The organism is Hydrogenophaga palleronii, from assembly GCF_031457455.1.
GTDB lineage: Bacteria > Pseudomonadota > Gammaproteobacteria > Burkholderiales > Burkholderiaceae_C > Hydrogenophaga > Hydrogenophaga palleronii_A.
Window position 1 is genome coordinate 54,392 of record NZ_JAVDWU010000013.1, and the last position, 15,732, is coordinate 70,123.

14 protein-coding genes are annotated in these 15,732 nt (G+C 67.0%); all 14 read right to left on the bottom strand.

The genetic code is table 11. From position 1 onward, the window contains the following. Window positions 1–34: 34 nt before the first annotated feature. The 14 genes from J2W49_RS23215 to J2W49_RS23280 all read right to left on the bottom strand — a co-directional run bounded on the left by J2W49_RS23215 (window position 35) and on the right by J2W49_RS23280 (window position 15,731). The gene (locus J2W49_RS23215) at window positions 35–874 is read right to left on the bottom strand and encodes an HpcH/HpaI aldolase/citrate lyase family protein (RefSeq protein WP_310321713.1); all 840 of its coding nucleotides are present in this window, start codon (window positions 872–874) and stop codon (window positions 35–37) included. After that, window positions 874–2,229, bottom strand: coding sequence for an MmgE/PrpD family protein (locus tag J2W49_RS23220; protein WP_310321716.1), 1,356 nt, complete (start codon window positions 2,227–2,229; stop codon window positions 874–876). The genes J2W49_RS23215 and J2W49_RS23220 overlap by 1 nt, the downstream gene beginning before the upstream one ends. An 11-nt stretch (window positions 2,230–2,240) precedes the next feature. Then, window positions 2,241–3,419 (bottom strand): CaiB/BaiF CoA transferase family protein, encoded by a 1,179-nt coding sequence (locus J2W49_RS23225; protein ID WP_310321718.1) that lies wholly within the window; start codon window positions 3,417–3,419, stop codon window positions 2,241–2,243. Window positions 3,420–3,866: 447 nt separating this feature from the next. Next, window positions 3,867–5,027 carry an acyl-CoA dehydrogenase family protein gene (locus tag J2W49_RS23230; protein WP_310321721.1) on the bottom strand — a complete coding sequence of 387 codons (1,161 nt, stop codon included), beginning with the start codon at window positions 5,025–5,027 and terminating at the stop codon, window positions 3,867–3,869. A 182-nt stretch (window positions 5,028–5,209) separates the two neighbouring features. Then, a complete protein-coding gene (locus tag J2W49_RS23235; protein ID WP_310321724.1) occupies window positions 5,210–6,094 on the bottom strand; it encodes an HTD2 family dehydratase in 885 nt (294 codons plus the stop codon). A 99-nt stretch (window positions 6,095–6,193) separates the two neighbouring features. Continuing rightward, window positions 6,194–7,141, bottom strand: a complete 948-nt coding sequence (locus tag J2W49_RS23240) for an NAD(P)H-dependent flavin oxidoreductase (RefSeq protein ID WP_310321727.1) — start codon at window positions 7,139–7,141, stop codon at window positions 6,194–6,196. A 22-nt stretch (window positions 7,142–7,163) separates the two neighbouring features. Further along, the gene (locus J2W49_RS23245; RefSeq protein ID WP_310321730.1) at window positions 7,164–7,619 is read right to left on the bottom strand and encodes a PaaI family thioesterase; all 456 of its coding nucleotides are present in this window, start codon (window positions 7,617–7,619) and stop codon (window positions 7,164–7,166) included. Then, on the bottom strand, window positions 7,616–9,148 hold the full coding sequence (locus tag J2W49_RS23250; RefSeq protein ID WP_310321733.1) for an AMP-binding protein: 1,533 nt from the start codon (window positions 9,146–9,148) through the stop codon (window positions 7,616–7,618). Before J2W49_RS23250 ends, J2W49_RS23245 begins: the two co-directional genes overlap by 4 nt. A gap of 19 nt (window positions 9,149–9,167) precedes the next feature. Next, a complete protein-coding gene (locus tag J2W49_RS23255) occupies window positions 9,168–9,626 on the bottom strand; it encodes a PaaI family thioesterase (RefSeq protein ID WP_310321735.1) in 459 nt (152 codons plus the stop codon). Window positions 9,627–9,646: 20 nt separating this feature from the next. Continuing rightward, window positions 9,647–10,654, bottom strand: coding sequence for a tripartite tricarboxylate transporter substrate binding protein (locus J2W49_RS23260; protein WP_310321737.1), 1,008 nt, complete (start codon window positions 10,652–10,654; stop codon window positions 9,647–9,649). Window positions 10,655–10,815: 161 nt separating this feature from the next. Next, a complete protein-coding gene (locus J2W49_RS23265) occupies window positions 10,816–12,339 on the bottom strand; it encodes a class I adenylate-forming enzyme family protein (protein ID WP_310321740.1) in 1,524 nt (507 codons plus the stop codon). A 4-nt stretch (window positions 12,340–12,343) separates the two neighbouring features. Beyond that, window positions 12,344–13,372: a Bug family tripartite tricarboxylate transporter substrate binding protein gene (locus J2W49_RS23270; RefSeq protein WP_310321743.1), complete on the bottom strand. Its 1,029-nt coding sequence runs from the start codon at window positions 13,370–13,372 to the stop codon at window positions 12,344–12,346. Window positions 13,373–13,535: 163 nt separating this feature from the next. Continuing rightward, window positions 13,536–14,507, bottom strand: coding sequence for a Bug family tripartite tricarboxylate transporter substrate binding protein (locus tag J2W49_RS23275; RefSeq protein ID WP_310321745.1), 972 nt, complete (start codon window positions 14,505–14,507; stop codon window positions 13,536–13,538). A gap of 57 nt (window positions 14,508–14,564) precedes the next feature. After that, window positions 14,565–15,731 carry an acyl-CoA dehydrogenase family protein gene (locus J2W49_RS23280; protein ID WP_310321747.1) on the bottom strand — a complete coding sequence of 389 codons (1,167 nt, stop codon included), beginning with the start codon at window positions 15,729–15,731 and terminating at the stop codon, window positions 14,565–14,567. Window position 15,732: the final 1 nt, after the last annotated feature.

The window sequence follows — 15,732 nt, forward strand, 5'->3', positions numbered from 1 at the left end:
GCGGCCATTCTGCCACCCAGCCCTGTGAACGCATTCAAGACAGAAGTACCTGCCGTGCCCGCGCCAACACCGGCGCATCCACCATGCGGCCTTCGAACTGGAACACCGCACCTTGTGCCATTTGATTGGCCGCCAGCACGCGCTGCGCCCACTCGCGCTCGGCAGCGCTGGGGGCGAAGGCGGCGTGCACCAGCGCCACCTGGCTGGGGTGGATGCATAGCTTGCCACCAAAGCCCAGCCGCAGGGCGCGTCGGGTGTCGGTGTCGCAGGCCACCGGGTTGCCCACGTCGGGTGTGACACCGTCCACCGGCGGCGCCAGGCCGGCGCGCCGGGAAGCGGCCACCAGCGCGAGGCGCACCGGCATCAGCTCGGTCTGGGCCTCGTCGGCGGCCATGCCCATGTCGAGCTGGAAATCCAGATGACCAAAAACGAGCCGCAGCACGCCGGGCGCGCGGGCCAGCGCGTCGGCCTGCTCCCAGCCTTCGGCGCTTTCAATCAGCGGCAACAGTGCCACGCCAGAGCCGGCAGCCGCTGCCACGGCAGCGAGGTTGTTCGCATCGCTGGCCTTGGGCAGCACCACGCCCCCCGGCGGGTGGTCGCGTAGCGAACGCAGCGCCTGCAGATCACCGGTGTGTTCGGGCGAGTCCACCGGGTTAATGCGCACCAGCAGGCGGGCGCGCTGTGTCGGCCCGGCCTGTTGAACAAAGGACCGCATGTGTTCCCGCGCAGCGGCCTTGTCCTGCGGCGCCACTGCGTCTTCCAGGTCCAGGATGACGCCGCCTGCGTCAGTGGCCAGCGCCTTCCCGAACCGTTCCGGGCGGTGACCAGGCACGAACAGCAGGCTGCGCGCACCTCCGAGCGCGGATGTGTTCATCACGCGCCCAGCAGCGTGCCCACGCGCGGCCATTGAGCCACCTGCCACAGCGCGTCCACGGCGGCCTGCATCCGGGCGGGTGTGGCGCCGCCGCTGTGGTCCGCCAGGCGCAGTGCCTTGGCGGTGATCTCTTCGCGGCTGAGCGTGTTGCCCGGGTCGCCCTTGGGTTCGTCGATGCGCCCGTGCAGCGTGCGCCCGTCGGTGGTCTGCACGGTTACCTTGCCGATCCAGCGTGCGGGGTAGGCGCGGTCGACCTCGTCGTCTAGCGCCATGCGCACACGGTCACGCAGCGTCTTTGTGGTGTCGCTTAGAAAATGCTGATCGAACTCGGCCAGGCCAGCATGGCCAAACTGCGCCACCAGGGCCAGCACCGTGCCCATGGAAAACTTGCTCTGGTGCACGGTGGATGGATTGACCACCGGGCCCAGCACGTCAATCGCACCCTGGTGCACGTGGGTAGTGACCTGGGCGATATCGGTCGGCAGAAGCTGATTCGCCTGCATGACCTGCAACAACGCGTCGGCCGCCGGGTGGGTGTGGCGGCAGCTGGCGTGGTACTTGAAAGAAGTTTCGGTGGTGGCCCAGCGCGAGCCCAGGCGATCGGTGAGGCGGGCCACGTCGGCATCGCGGGACATACCGGCGGCCATGCCCTGCGGGCCTTCAAGCACCTGAGCCGCACCGGTGAATCCGTCTTGCGCCAAGTAGGCGGCCATCAGGCCGGCGCCGGCGGCGTGGGCGGTGTGCAATTGCTTGCTGTCTGCGGCGGTGCGCAGGAATTCCCACAGGCCGGCGGCGGTGGTGCCGGCCGAACCCATGGCGTGCTGCATCTGCTGCGGTGTGAGCTTGAGCAAGTGGCCCACCGCCACGGCAGCGGCCACGGTGCCGGCGGTGCCGGTGGTGTGGAACACCTTGTAGTGCGAGCGCCCCAGAAACTCACCAATGCGAATGCCCACCTCGTAGCCGACCACCGAGGCGGTCAGCAGGTCCTTTCCGCTGGCACCCACGGCCTGCGCCACCGCCAGCGCGGGCGGAAAGACCACCGTGGCCGGGTGGAACACCGAACCGTTGTGCACGTCGTCCTGCTCGGCCACATGCGAGGCCGCGGCATTGGCCATGGCGGCGGCGTAGGGGCTGGATCGGCGGCGTTCGTTGATCACTTCGCTCGGCCCGTCGGCCGGCCCCATGGCAAGTGCAAAACGCGCAATGCTCTGCACCGGGCGCGATCCGAACCCGGCCACAGCGGAGCCAAACCAGTCCACCAGCAGGTCTTCGGTCTTGCGGACCACGGCATCCGGGATGTCGGTGAACTGCAGTTGTGCGGCAAAGGTGGCCAAGGTGGCGGAGGGTGTGGTCATGTGGAGCAGGTTCAGATGGCGCCAGCGGCGCGCAGGGTGGCAATGTCGGCCTCGCTGCGGCCGAGCTGGCGCAGGATGGCCTGGGTGTGTTGGCCCACGGCGGGCACCGGGTCCATGCGGTAATCGAAACCGCTGTGGCGTCCCGGTGGCAGCAGGGCCGGTACCGTGCCGGCGGGCGTGTCCACTGGCTGCCAGCACCCGCGCGCGGCCAGCTGCGGGTGACTCCACACACCGGCCATGTCGTTCATGCGGGCGTTGGCGATCTGCGCACGGTCCAGTCGGGCCACCACGGCTTCCGTGTCCAGCATGGCAAACACGGCGAGGATGAGGGCACGCAACTCGCTGCGGTGCTGGTTGCGCTGCGCATTGCTGTGAAATCGTGGGTCGGTGGACAGGTCGGGCTGTTCCAGCACGGTGTCGCAGAACAGCTTCCATTCGCGTTCGTTCTGAAGGCCCAGCATCACCGTACCGCCATCGCCAGCAGCGAAGGGGCCATAGGGGTAGATGCTGGCATGCGAGGCTGCGGTGCGCGGCGGCGGGCTGGCACCTTCAAAGGCGTAGTACAGCGGGTAGCCCATCCATTCGGCCAGGCTCTCCAGCATGGACACATCGATGTGTGAACCTTCGCCGGTGCGACCACGCTGCAGCAACGCAGCGAGGATGGCGCTGTAGGCCACCATGCCGGCGGCAATGTCGGCGATCGAGTTGCCCGCCTTGGACGGTTCGTCGGGCGTGCCGGTGATGGAGAGCAAGCCGGCCTCGCTCTGGATCAACAGGTCGTAGGCCTTCTTGTCGCGGTAGGGGCCGTCTTCGCCGTAGCCGGAGATGTCGCACACGATCAGGCGCGGGCAGCGTTCCCGCAATGTCTCGTACGCCAGACCCATGCGCGCCGCCGCGCCGGGTGCGAGGTTCTGCACCAGCACATCCGCCCCCTGCAGCACCTCGTTCAACACGGCCAGGGCCTCGGGTTGCTTGAGATCCAGCGACAGGCTCTCCTTCGAACGGTTCGTCCAGATGAAATGCGAGGACTGGCCTTTCACACGCGTGTCGTAAGCCCGCGCAAAGTCGCCCACCCCCGGCCGCTCCACCTTGATCACCCGCGCGCCCAGATCGGCCAGCTGGCGTGTGCAGAAAGGCGCAGCGATCGCATGCTCCAGCGAGACCACGGTGATGCCGTCAAGTGGTCTCATTTCTCGGCCCTCTCTTTCCTTGTTCGGCGAGCAGTGGCGGCACCTCGCGGGCCACGGCGTGTGCGGGCCTGCCACAGCGCTTGGGTGAGGCGGTCGGTGCGCAGCACCGACTCCCCTGCGATGCTCGCGGCCGTGGCCTGTCGCACAACTCGCTGCGTTCGCTGCGCTCTCTCCGCTCAGACAAGTGCGACAAGTCAGAGAAGGAAGCGCGCTGCGCGCGCGGCCACGGCCCCTGCGCTTCTCGGCGCCTCACACGGCGCGCTGCGACAGGCCCGCACACGCCATGGCCAACAAGGGTATGGGTTAGCCAGCGATGGCAAACATCAAACATGCAAAACCTTCGGCAAGAAGTGTCCCATTCCAGAAATGCCGTGGAACCGGCTTTGCCGGGCCACAGGCATTGCCCCCTTGAGGGGGTGACGCCGAAGGCGGCGCAGGGGTGGGCCATCAGTAACTCCGGGGCAACCCCAGCACGTGCTCCGCCACGTACGACAGGATCATGTTGGTGGAGATGGGCGCCACCTGGTACAGGCGGGTCTCGCGGAACTTGCGCTCCACGTCGTATTCATTCGCGAAGCCGAAGCCTCCGTGTGTCTGCAGGCAGGCGTTGGCCGCCTCCCAGCTGGCCTTGGCGGCCAGGTACTTGGCCATGTTGGCTTCGGCGCCGCAGGGCTTGTGGGCGTCGATGAGTTCGCAGGCGCGCCAGCGCATCAGGTTGGCGGCTTCGATTTCGATGTAGCTCTCAGCGATGGGGAACTGCACGCCCTGGTTCTGACCGATCTTGCGGTTGAACACCACGCGCTCGCTGGCGTACTTCGTGGCGCGGTCGACGAACCAATAACCGTCGCCGATGCACTCGGCCGCGATCAGTGTGCGCTCGGCGTTCAGGCCGTCGAGGATGGTCTTGAACCCCTTGCCTTCCACGCCCAGCAGGTTCTCTTCGGGAATTTCCAGGTTGTCAAAGAACAGTTCGTTGGTCTCGTGGTTGACCATGTTGGGTATGGGGCGCACGGTGAGTCCCTTGCCTTCGGCCTGTTTGAGATCGATCAGGAAACAGGAAAGCCCGTCGGACTTCTTCTGCACTTCGGCCAGCGGTGTGGTGCGGGCCAGCAAGATCATCATGTCGCTGTGTTGCACGCGAGAGATCCAGACCTTCTGCCCGTTGATGACCCAGCGGCCGTCCTTCTTCACGGCCTGCGTCTTGAGCTTGGTGGTGTCGCTGCCGGTGGTGGGCTCGGTCACGCCCATGGCCTGGATGCGCAGCTCACCTGCAGCGATGCGCGGCAGGTAGCGGTCTTTCTGCGCCTCCGTGCCGCTGCGCACGATGGCGTTCATCACGTACATCTGGCCATGGCAGGCGCCGGAGTTGCCGCCGGATCGGTTGATCTCTTCCATGATCACCGAAGCTTCGGCCATGCTCAGGCCCGAGCCGCCATAGGCCTGCGGAATCAGCGCGGCCATCCAGCCGGCCTTGGTCAGGGCATCGACAAAGGCTTCGGGGTAAGCCCGCTGCTCATCGACCTTGCGGTGGTATTCGTCAGGGAACTCGGCACAGAGCGCGCGCACGGCGTCGCGGATGTCCTGGTAGGCGTCTGGAGTGTGGTGCATGGATGTCGATGGTTCAAAAAGAATTTGTGTTGTTCCTGGCGCCGGCGCGCGATCCGCACCGAATAAAGAGATCCAGTCCAAGGGCACCGAGGAACCGGCTTCGCCGGGCCTCTGGTGCCGTCCCCCTCCCGCCGAAGGCGAGAGAGGGGGAAGACGCGAAGCGGCGCAGGGGGTGATTCATTTCATTCGAGTTCGGCCGCTGCGGACATGGTCAGCCAGCCATCGGCGTCTTGCGCCCACAGCCGCACACTGCGCCCATCGGGCGATGGCTGACCATTCACGCGCAAGGGACGACCATCGAAGCTGGGGCGCAGCGCCTTGAAGCTGAACGCCTTGACGGTGGCCGTGGACAGGTGGCGGCGCAGCAGATCCATCAGCAGGGTGGCGATCAGCGGGCCGTGCACGACGAGGCCGGGGTAGCCTTCCGTTTCGGTCACGTAGCGGCGGTCGTAGTGGATGCGATGGCCATTGAAGGTGAGCGCGCTGTAGCGAAACAGCAGCACGTCGTCGGGCGTGAGTTCGCGTTGCCAGGCCGCACCGGTTTCCGCTGCCGTCGGCTCGGGCGCCGGGTCACCCGGGCGGGGCGCGTCGCGGTAGACGATGTCGTGCACTTCGTTCAGGGCAAGACCATGCTCATTGCGCAGCTCGTGCGCCACCTGCACGAACACCAGATCGCCGCTGCGGCCTTGTTTGTGCTGCACAGATGCAATGCGCGAGAGTCGCTCGACAGCGTCACCCACACGCAAGGGGTTGTCGGTGCTCCAAGCCAGGCGGCTGCCCGCCCACATGCGCCGGGGCAGTGGCACCGGCGGCAGGAAACCACCGCGCTGCGGGTGACCGTCCTGGCCAATCTCGCTTTGGCGGTGCGTGGGCAGAAAGTACAGCCAGTGCCACAACGGGGGGAGTGTGGTGCCGGTGGCCGGTGCCGGGTCGTCCCGGTCGAGGGTGGCGGAGAGTGCGCGCAGCGGGGCGGCCGTGATCTGGTCGTGCAAGGTCTCGGTTCGGCCCTGCCAGGTTTGCAATTGCGTGAGTGTCCCGGCGTCCAGGCCAGGCGGGGCGGTGCTCATGTGTCTCCTGTGCTGTTCCGGTTGGCCCCAATGATCGCGGCCACCCAGCTGGGAGGCAATCTCGGATTGCCAAACCCTCCCCTCGGGAATGGTGAAGGGCTACAGCGCCAGGCGTTCACGGGCCGCACGGTACTCGCGCTCCAGCAGGGCCACGCGTTCGGCCACCGGCTCCACCGCGTGCACCGCGCCAATGCCCTGGCCACAGCCCCAGATGTCTTTCCAGGGTTTGCGGGTGCTGCCGAAGTTCATGGCAGACGGGTCGCTCTGCGGCAGCTGGTCGGGGTCCATGCCGGCGGCGCGGATGGATGGCTTGAGGTAGTTGCCGTGCACGCCGGTGAACAGGTTGGAGTAGACGATGTCGTCGCTGCTGCCCTCCACGATCATGCGCTTGTAGGCCTCGTCGGCACGCGCCTCTTCGGTGGCGATGAAGGCCGATCCGATGTAGGCCAGGTCGGCACCCATGGCCTGAGCGGCCAGGATGGCATCACCCGTGGCGATGGCGCCCGAGAGCGCCAGCGGGCCGTCGAACCAGGCGCGGATTTCCTGGATCAGTGCCAGCGGATTCTTGGTGCCGGCATGACCGCCCGCACCGGCGGCCACGGCCACCAGGCCATCGGCGCCTTTATCCACCGCCTTGTGGGCGAAACTGTTGTTGATCACGTCGTGCAGCACAACGCCACCCCAGGCGTGCACGGCATCGTTCACTTCGGCGCGTGCACCCAGCGAGGTGATGACCAGTGGCACGCGGTATTTGGCGCACACGGCCATGTCGGCGTCGAGCCGGTCGTTGCTCTTGTGCACGATCTGGTTGATGGCAAAGGGCGCGGCAGGCTGTTCGGGGTGTGCCCGGTCGTGCGCGGCCAGGGTTTCTGTGATTTGCGCCAGCCAGTCGTCGAGCAAAGACTGCGGGCGCGCGTTGAGCGCCGGCATGGCGCCGACGATGCCGGCCTTGCATTGCGCAATGATCAGTTCGGGCACGCTGATGATGAACAGGGGCGACGCGATCACCGGCAGGCGCAGGTGTTGCAGGCAGGTGGGCAAGGACATGGTGGAGCGAAGGAGATGAGGCTCAGGCAGCTTCAGGCAGGGGCAGGTAGCGAAAGCTGCCCATGCCACGGGCAATCACCTCTTCCGTTTCGTCCCGCACCTCGGCCTGGCACAGGATCACGCCGTCGAGCGTCTGCAGCACTTCGCCGTCCGCCACCAGGCGGCCGCGCCCGGGACGCACGAAACTGGCATTGAGATTGAGCGTGACGGCGGTCTTCTGGAAGTCCACCAACGATACGGCCGCGCTGGCCATGACCACGTCCATCAGGGTGAGCACCACACCGCCGTGGATGGCGTGGATCACGTTTTCCAGCTCGGGGCGGCTCTCAATGGTCAGGCGCGCTTGGCCGTCTTTCGAATACGCCCGCTGCACGCCCAGCCAGCGGGTGAAGGCCACGCGCGCATAGGCATGGCGGCGCGCTTCGGCCTGCGCCTCTGCGTTCGCTGCATCGTCGTTCGCGGAGTGCATTGTGATCATGCGCGCAAGCTGTCGCGCAGCACGGTCTTGAGCACCTTGCCCGCCGCGCTCATGGGCAAGGTCCCGACAAAGTGCATGCCGCGCGGGCACTTGTAGCCGGCCAGTTCGCGGCGGCACCATGCCGTGAGTTCGGCCTGCAACGCAGCGGTGTGGGCGTTGTCGCCGCGCAGGGCCGGGTCGCGCGCCACCACCACGGCATGCACCGCTTCACCCCACCTCAGGTCGGGCAGGCCGATGACGGCCGCATCCACCACCTGCGGGTGGCTGCGCAGCACGGCTTCCACTTCGGCGGAGTACACGTTCTCGCCACCGGAGATGATCATGTCTTTCAACCGATCGGCGATGAAGAGGTAGCCGTGTTCGTCCATGCGCGCACCATCGCCGGTGCGGAACCAGCCGTCGACGAAAGCGTGTGCGGTGGTTTCGGGCAGGTTCCAGTAACCGCGCGTGACCATGGGGCCGCGCACCTGGATTTCGCCCACTTCGCCACGCGGGACTTCCTCGCCCAGCGGGTCGACGATGCGCACCTCAGCCCCCAGGCCAGGCCGCCCCACCGCGCGCCAGCGGCCATTGCGCCGGCCCTCGCCGCGGTGGTTGGCGGGCGGGTTGATGCAGACCGCGCCCGCGGTCTCGGTCAGGCCGTAGGCCTGGAAGAATTCGGCATCGGGCCAGGTCTGTAGCGCGCGGTCCAGCAGATCGGGCGGCATGGGGGCCGCGCCAAAGGCAATGCGCGTGAGCGACTGCATGCGGCGGGCGTCGAAGCCCGACAGGTCGAGCATGGCCTGCAGCATGCTGGGCACCATGATGGTGTCGGTGATGCCCAGGCGCTCCACGGCGGCCATCACCTGGTCGGGACGGAAGCTCGGCATGGTGATGCAGGTACCGCCCACGCTGGCCTGCCCCACCAGACGGCCCAGCCCGGCCACGTGGAACAGCGGCGCCACCAGCAGGGACACGCCATCGGGCGGGTTGGGCAGCTCGGCCGCACGGGTGATGGACGCGGTCCAGAAGTTCGCGTGCGACAGCATCACGCCCTTGGACTTGCCCGTGGTGCCACCGGTGTAGAGCAAGGCGGCCAGGGCGTCGCCGCCGGTGCGGCTGTCCGGCATTGGCGTGCAGGCGGTGGCCTCGACGGCGAATGCATCGGTGGACAGCACCGTGGTCTGGTCGGCCAGTTCGGCGGCGGGCCCGGCCAGCGAAGGGTCGACCACCAGCAGGCGTGCGCCCGAATCCGCCAACGCGTGGCGCAGTTCGACCAGGCTCCAGCGCGTGTTCAGCGGGCAGGCCACGGCGCCCAGCCACCAGCACGACCACAGCAGGATGATCAAGGCGTCGTTGTTGGGTGCGAGCAAGGCCACACGGTCGCCGGGCGACACGCCGCGTCCACGCAAGGCGGCGGCGTGGCGGGCGGCGCGATCGGCCAGCTCGGTGAAGCTCAGGGTGCGGTCACCGTCTTCGGCGACGTGGCGCACAGCGATCTTCTGAGGATGGGTTTGCAGTGCACGCTGCAGGCCCTGGGTGAGGTACATGGTGGATTCCGTGGACAGGTCAGGGCGTGCCCTGGTCAGCATCGGGCGATGCGTTCACCGGCGCGCGGTAGCGAAAGGTGCCCATGGCCTTGGCCACCACGGCGCCGGTGCCATCGACCAGCTCGGCTTCGCAAAAGCACACCGATCGACCGCCACCCGTGGTGCGGCCCGTGGCCACAAGGCGGCCCGACGCCGGGCGCATGAAGCCCACGTGCATGTCGATGGTGACGACCTCGCGTGCGAAGTCCACCAGGCCCAGTGCGGCATTGGCCATGGCGCTGTCGAGCAGGGTCATGACCACGCCGCCGTGGCCACCGCCGTGGTTGTTGAGCAGGTCCGGGCGCAGTTCCACTGCCACCACGGCCACCCCCTTGCCCACCGATTCGCGGCGCGCCGAAATCAGTTCCAGGAACGGGATGTGGCGATCGGGGCCCGCCACAGGCTTGCCCTGGTTCGGGGCGGATGGGGATTCTGTCATGGTGAGGGGACTGCGCGCATTCATGAGGGTTTGAATCCGATCTCGTCGAGCATCTGTTTTTCACGCACGAACTGCTTGGTAGCGTACTGCTGGTAGGCGGCACCGTCGAGCAACCAGGGGACCAGGTCGTATTCGGCGCTCAGGCGCTGGTAGTCCGGGTCTTTCGTGGCCTTCTGCAAGGCATTCTGCAGGCGCAGGGCGATGGCAGGGTCCAGGCCCTTGGGGGCCACAATGCCCACGGGCGACTCGATCACCAGGTCGTGGCCCAGCTCTTTCACCGTGGGCACTTGTTGCCAGCGGGGCAGGCGCTGATCGGTGAAGGTGGCCAGCAGACGCAGCTTGCCGCTCAGGGCCATGGCGCCAAATCCCGGGTCGCCGTACACATGGAGGTGTCCGCCCAGCACCGCAGCCACCTGTTCGGCGCCGCCCTTGTAGGGAATGAAGTTGATTTCCACGCCGGCGGCTTTGGCCAGGCGCTGGCCATAGATGCGGTTGGCACTGGTGGCGCCCACGTTGCCCCAGGTGATCTGGCCCGGGCGGGCCTTGGCGTCGGCCAACAGGTCTTCCAGGCTCTTCCATGGCGCATCGGCCGCCACGGCAATACCGGTGGTGAGACTGGCCAGGCCGGTGATGTAGGTGAAGTCCTTGACCGGATCCCAGCTGACCTTGGTGATGTGCGGATGACGGATGACCGAGTTGTGCATGACGCTCAAGGTGTAGCCGTCGGCCTCGTTCATCATGGCCAGACCGGCCGTGCCCGAGACGCCACCGGCACCGGGCTTGTGGTTGAGCACGACGGGCTGCCCCAGATCCTGAGCAGCCGCATTGCCCATGGCGCGCAGCACGGCATCGAACATGCCACCGCCCGGGAACGGCAGCACCAGGGTGATGTGCCGGTCCGGGAAAGGGCTGGCCGCGAAAGCCGGCACGGCGTTCAGCCCGAGAGCCCCCAGGCCGGCGGCCAGCAGGGTGCGGCGATCGAGGCCGCGCGGGCCTTGGGGCGGTTGTGGGGAATCGGCTTTGTGCATGTCTGTCTCCTCTTTGGGGTGGTGTCGGGCTCGCTCCACCTGTCCATTGCAAATACGCTGCAACGCGAGAGATGGTTTGGCCAGTCTAGAAACTTCACCCAGCTGCGCCCATTGCCAAAAGCATGCAGGCCGTTGGCGATTTCGATCAATCCGACGGCGCTTCAAGCTGCTGTGGCTGCCGCTGCACGAGACCAGGCGGCCAACAGTTCGCGCTTGAGCACCTTGCCGCTGAGCGTCATCGGCAGGGCATCAACCACCACCACGTGTGAGGGGCGCTTGTAGGGCGCCAGTTGGCCTGCCGCGTGGGCCCGCAACGCGTCGGTGTCGATGGTGGCGCCAGGTTGGGTTTCGATGAAGGCAATGATCTCTTCATTGCCGTCGGGCAGTGTGTGACCCGCCACCGCCACGCGCGCCACACCAGGCCAGATGGACAGCACGGATTCCACTTCCACCGGGTACACATTGAAGCCGGAACGGATGATCATGTCCTTGAGGCGCCCCACCACGAACAGTGCACCGTCGTCGCCCAGCCGCCCCAGATCACCGCTGGCGTACCAGCCGCCCGGTCGCATCACCTCGGCGGTGACGTCGGGATCGCCGAAATAGCCCGGCATGAGGCCGGTGCCACGCATCCAGATTTCGCCGGTCTGCCCGGACGGCAGGTCGTGGCCCTGTGCATCAACGATGCGCAGTTCGGCACCCTCCACCAGGTAGCCGGCCGACGTGTCATCGCGCCGTTCGCCCAGCCGCCCAACGCACAAGGCGCCGGCGTATTCCGAAAGGCCATAGCCGTGGTGCAGTGGCAGGCCAAAGCGCTGTTCGACCGCCTGCTTGAGTGGCAAGGTCATGGGCGCCGCACCGGTGTACACATAGCGCAGTGCGGGCGTGGCGGGTCGCTCAATGCCTTGTTCGTCCAGCCACGACAGCAGGCGCTGGAACAGCGTGGGTGGGCCCTGCAACTGGGTTACGCCGTGACGGGCCAGGGCGTCGAACACGTCGGCCGGGTCGAATCGGCTGCGCATTACCAGCCCGGCACCGGCGTGCAACGAGGCCATGAGGACCGTGCCCAGACCGAAGATGTGGGTCATGGGCAGGTAGGCGTAAGACCGGTCTTGTGGCCCCAGCGCGCGCGAAGCGCTGGACGCCTTGGCAAATTGCAGCAGGCCAGCGTGGCTGACCATCACGCCTTTGGGTTGACCGGTGGTGCCGGAGGTGAAGATCACCGCCGCCACGTCGTTGGCCAGTGCACCCCTCTGTGCAACTGATGCTGGGCGCGGCCCGGTGTGCCACAGCCCGGGCAGCACGCCCGGTCGGGCCTGCGCGGCGCGGGCATGGCTGGCTGTCGCTTCCGAGATGCCGGCGGTGAAATACACCACGCGCGGATCGGCCTTGTGGATGAACGCCGCCAACTCGCCCGCCGACATGCGGGCGTTCACACCACAGGCCCAGGCACCCACCCGGCTGCAGGCCAGGATCAATGCCACGTGTTCCGGGCAGTTCTCCGCCGCCACCAGCACGCGGTCACCTGCGCGCACGCCCAGACCCAGCAGCTCGGCCTGCAGCTGGTCGACCCACACTGCCAGCTGACCCAGGCTCATCGACCCTTCCGGGGTGAACAGGAAAGGCTGGCTCGGGGCTTGCGCCACCTTTTCGTCAAACAGTTGATGGATGCGGGTGTGGGCCATGGGTTCACTCGAAGGTCATGCCTTTGGTGACATCGGCCCACAGCGCGTGTTCGCGCGCGGTGCGTTCGCCCAGTTCGGCGGCGGTGCCTTCCCACACCACGTAGCCCTGCTCGGCCCATCGCTTGCGCAGGTCCGGGTCCTGCAATGCCTTGCCGGTGGCGGCGCCGAGCCGGCTCAGCACATCGGGTTTCATGCCCAGCGGTCCGAACAGGCCGAACCAGCCACCCACGTCGTAGTCCTTCACACCGAGCTCGGCCATGGTGGGCAGCTGCGGCAGCGCCGGATTGCGTTCGAGCGAGGTCACCGCCAGCGGGCGCACGCGTGCGCCATCGATGTAGCCGCGCGCGCTGCCGATGATGTCGAACATCATGTGGATCTGGCCGCCCATGACGTCGGCCATGGCCGGCGCGTTGCCCCGGTAGGGCACATGCGTGAGGCGGGTACCGCTGCGGCGCGCAAACAGTTCGCCGCTGAGGTGGTTGGACGCGCCCATGCCGGCCGAGCCATAGGTGATCTGGCCGGGATGGGCCTTGGCATGCGCGATGAGTTCGGGCACCGTCTTGAAGGGCTGGTCGTTGTTGACCACCAGCACGTTGGCGTAGCTGAGGATGGGTGCAATAGGTGCCAGATCCTTGCGGGGATCGAAGCTCATGGCCTTGAGCACGTGCGGCGAGATGGTGAGCGTGGGGCTGGCCGCAAAGAACAGCTCGTGACCGGTGGGCGCGGCCTTCACCACCGAGGCACCGGCCACGGAACCGGCGGCACCGGCGCGGTTTTCCACAATGACGGTCTGGCCCAGTTCGCGGGCCAGCACGGGTGCGAACACGCGTGCCGCACCGTCCACCGGCCCGCCAGCGGCGTAGCCCACGATCAGCTTGACCACTGCCGTATCCGGTGTGGTCTGTGCAGATGCAAAGGGACTGGTGAGTGCCAGCAGGCCGCTGGCCATCGCCGTGAGCCAGGTGCGGCGCTTGTGTGTTGCGGTCGTCGGGTGGGACTGGTTCAACGCCAAGGGAACATGGGTGTCGCGCATGAGATGTCTCCGTTCTGGGTGGATCCTGGGATGCAGACACGCCCTGACGCCACGCACCCGAAGGGATGGGCGTTCACGGCGGGGTGGTGTCCACGACAGCCGTCTGCCGTGGGTGCGGATGGGGCGGACGGCATCTGGGTAGAGGCGAAGTCCGGCGGAGCGATCACTTCAAGGTGATCCTGGCTTCCTTGATGATGCGGGCGTAGATTTCGGCATCGCTGCGCATGACCTTGGCGAACTCCTCCGGCGTTTCACCACCAACGAACAGGCCCAGGCCTTCGATGCGTTCGCGCACATCCGGCAGCTTGAGCACGCGCGCGGCCTCGGCGGCGAACTTGTCCAGCACCGGCTTGGGCACGCCCGCCGGCATCAACAGGCCGAACCAGCCCAGGGGCTCGTAGGAGTGCAGGCCTTGCTCGGCAAAGGTGGGCACGTCGGGCAGGGCGGGCATGCGGCTGGGGCCGGTCACAGCCAGCACCTTGAAGGACTTGAGGTGGGGCCGGGCGGTGGCGCTGTCGATGAAGGCCGCCGGCAGTTGACCGCCCAGCATGGCCGCCACCAGCGGTGCCGCGCCCTGGTACGGCACGTGCACCATGTCCAGACCGGCCTGCGTGTTGAGCAACTCGCCCTGGATGTGCGACGAGGTGCCGGCGCCGTAGCTGCCGAAGTTGTATTTGCCGGGGGTGGCCTTGACCTGGGCGATGAAGCCCTTGAGGTCCTTGGCCGGATCGCTGGGTTGCACCGCGAGCAGGCTGGGGCTGATCGCCACGCGGGTGATGGGCTGGAAGTCCTTGACCGGGTCGTAGGGCAGTTGCATCAGCGGCGGCTGCTGGATGAGAGCCGTGATGGCCAGCAGCACGGTGTGCCCGTCCGGTGCGGCCTTGGCCACGAAGTTGTTGCCGATGGTGCCACCCGCACCCGCGCGGTTTTCCACCACCACGGGGTTGTTCCAGTTCTCCTGGATCTTCTGGGCGATCAGCCGGCCCAGCGTGTCGGTGGCGCCACCGGCCGGATAGGGAATGACCAGCTTGATGGGCTGATTGGGGTACGCGGTCTGCGCCCAGGCAGGGGCGCCGGCCAGCAGCCCGATGGCGGCCAGGGTGGCCAGGGTGGTGCGGCGGGTGGTGAGTTTCATGGCTTGTCTCCTGTTGTAATGGTCGGGTGAACGGTGGGTCTTGTCGCTGCCGGATCGTCAGCGGGTGGCGTCTCTGACGAGATTGCGCGCGATGACGATTTGCTGAATCTGTGTGGTGCCTTCGTAGATGCGGAACAGCCGAACGTCGCGGTAGAAGCGCTCGATGCCGTACTCGCTCATGTAGCCGGCACCGCCGAAGATCTGCACCGCACGGTCGGCCACGCGACCGCACATTTCGGAGGCAAACATCTTGCAGCACGAGGCCTCGGTGGCCACGTTCTGGCCCAGGTCGCGGCGGCGGGCGGCGTCGAGCACCATGCAGCGCGCGGCGTAGATCTCGGCCTGGCTGTCGGCCAGCATGGCCTGCACCAGCTGGAATTCGGCGATGGGCTGGCCAAACTGCTTGCGCTCGATGGCGTAGTTCAGGGCGTCGCGCTGCATGCGCTCGGCCACGCCCACGCAGATGGCGCCGATGTGGATGCGCCCTTTCTCGAGCACCTTCATGGCGGTCTTGAAGCCCTGGCCTTCCTGGCCACCGATCAGCTGGCTGGCGGGCACGCGACAGTTCTCGAAGATCACGTCGGCGGTGTGGGCGCCGCGCTGCCCCATCTTCTTGTCCTTCTTGCCGATGCTGATGCCCGGGGTGTTGGCCTCCACGATGAAGGCAGAGACACCGCCTGCGCCCTTGTCTTCAGGGTTCGTGCGCGCCATCAAGGTGAAGATGCCGGCCTGCGGGGAGTTGGTGATGAAACGCTTGGTGCCGTTCACCACGTAGTGGTCGCCGTCGCCATCGCTTGCCCGTATCGCGGTGGTGCGCAGCGAAGCCGCGTCCGATCCGGCCTCGGGCTCGGTCAGCGCAAACGAAGCGATCAGCTCGCCCGTGGCCAGCGGTGGCAGGTATTTCGCCTTCTGCTCCGGCGTTCCATCGAACACGATGCCTTGTGAGCCGATGCCAACGGTGGTGCCGAACAGCGAGCGGAAGCACGGCGAGGTCTGACCCATCGCCAGCATCACCTCCACCTCCTCTTCCATGGTCAGGGCCAGGCCGCCGAACTCTTCGGGCACGGTCAGACCGAACAGGCCCATCGCCTTCATCTCGCGCACGATGTCGGCCGGGATTTGATCGGTTTCAGACACCAGGGCCTCGGCTGGCACCAGGCGTTCGCGCACGAAGCGATTGACGGTATCGAGCAAGGCATTGAGGGTTTCGGGGTCGCGGATCATG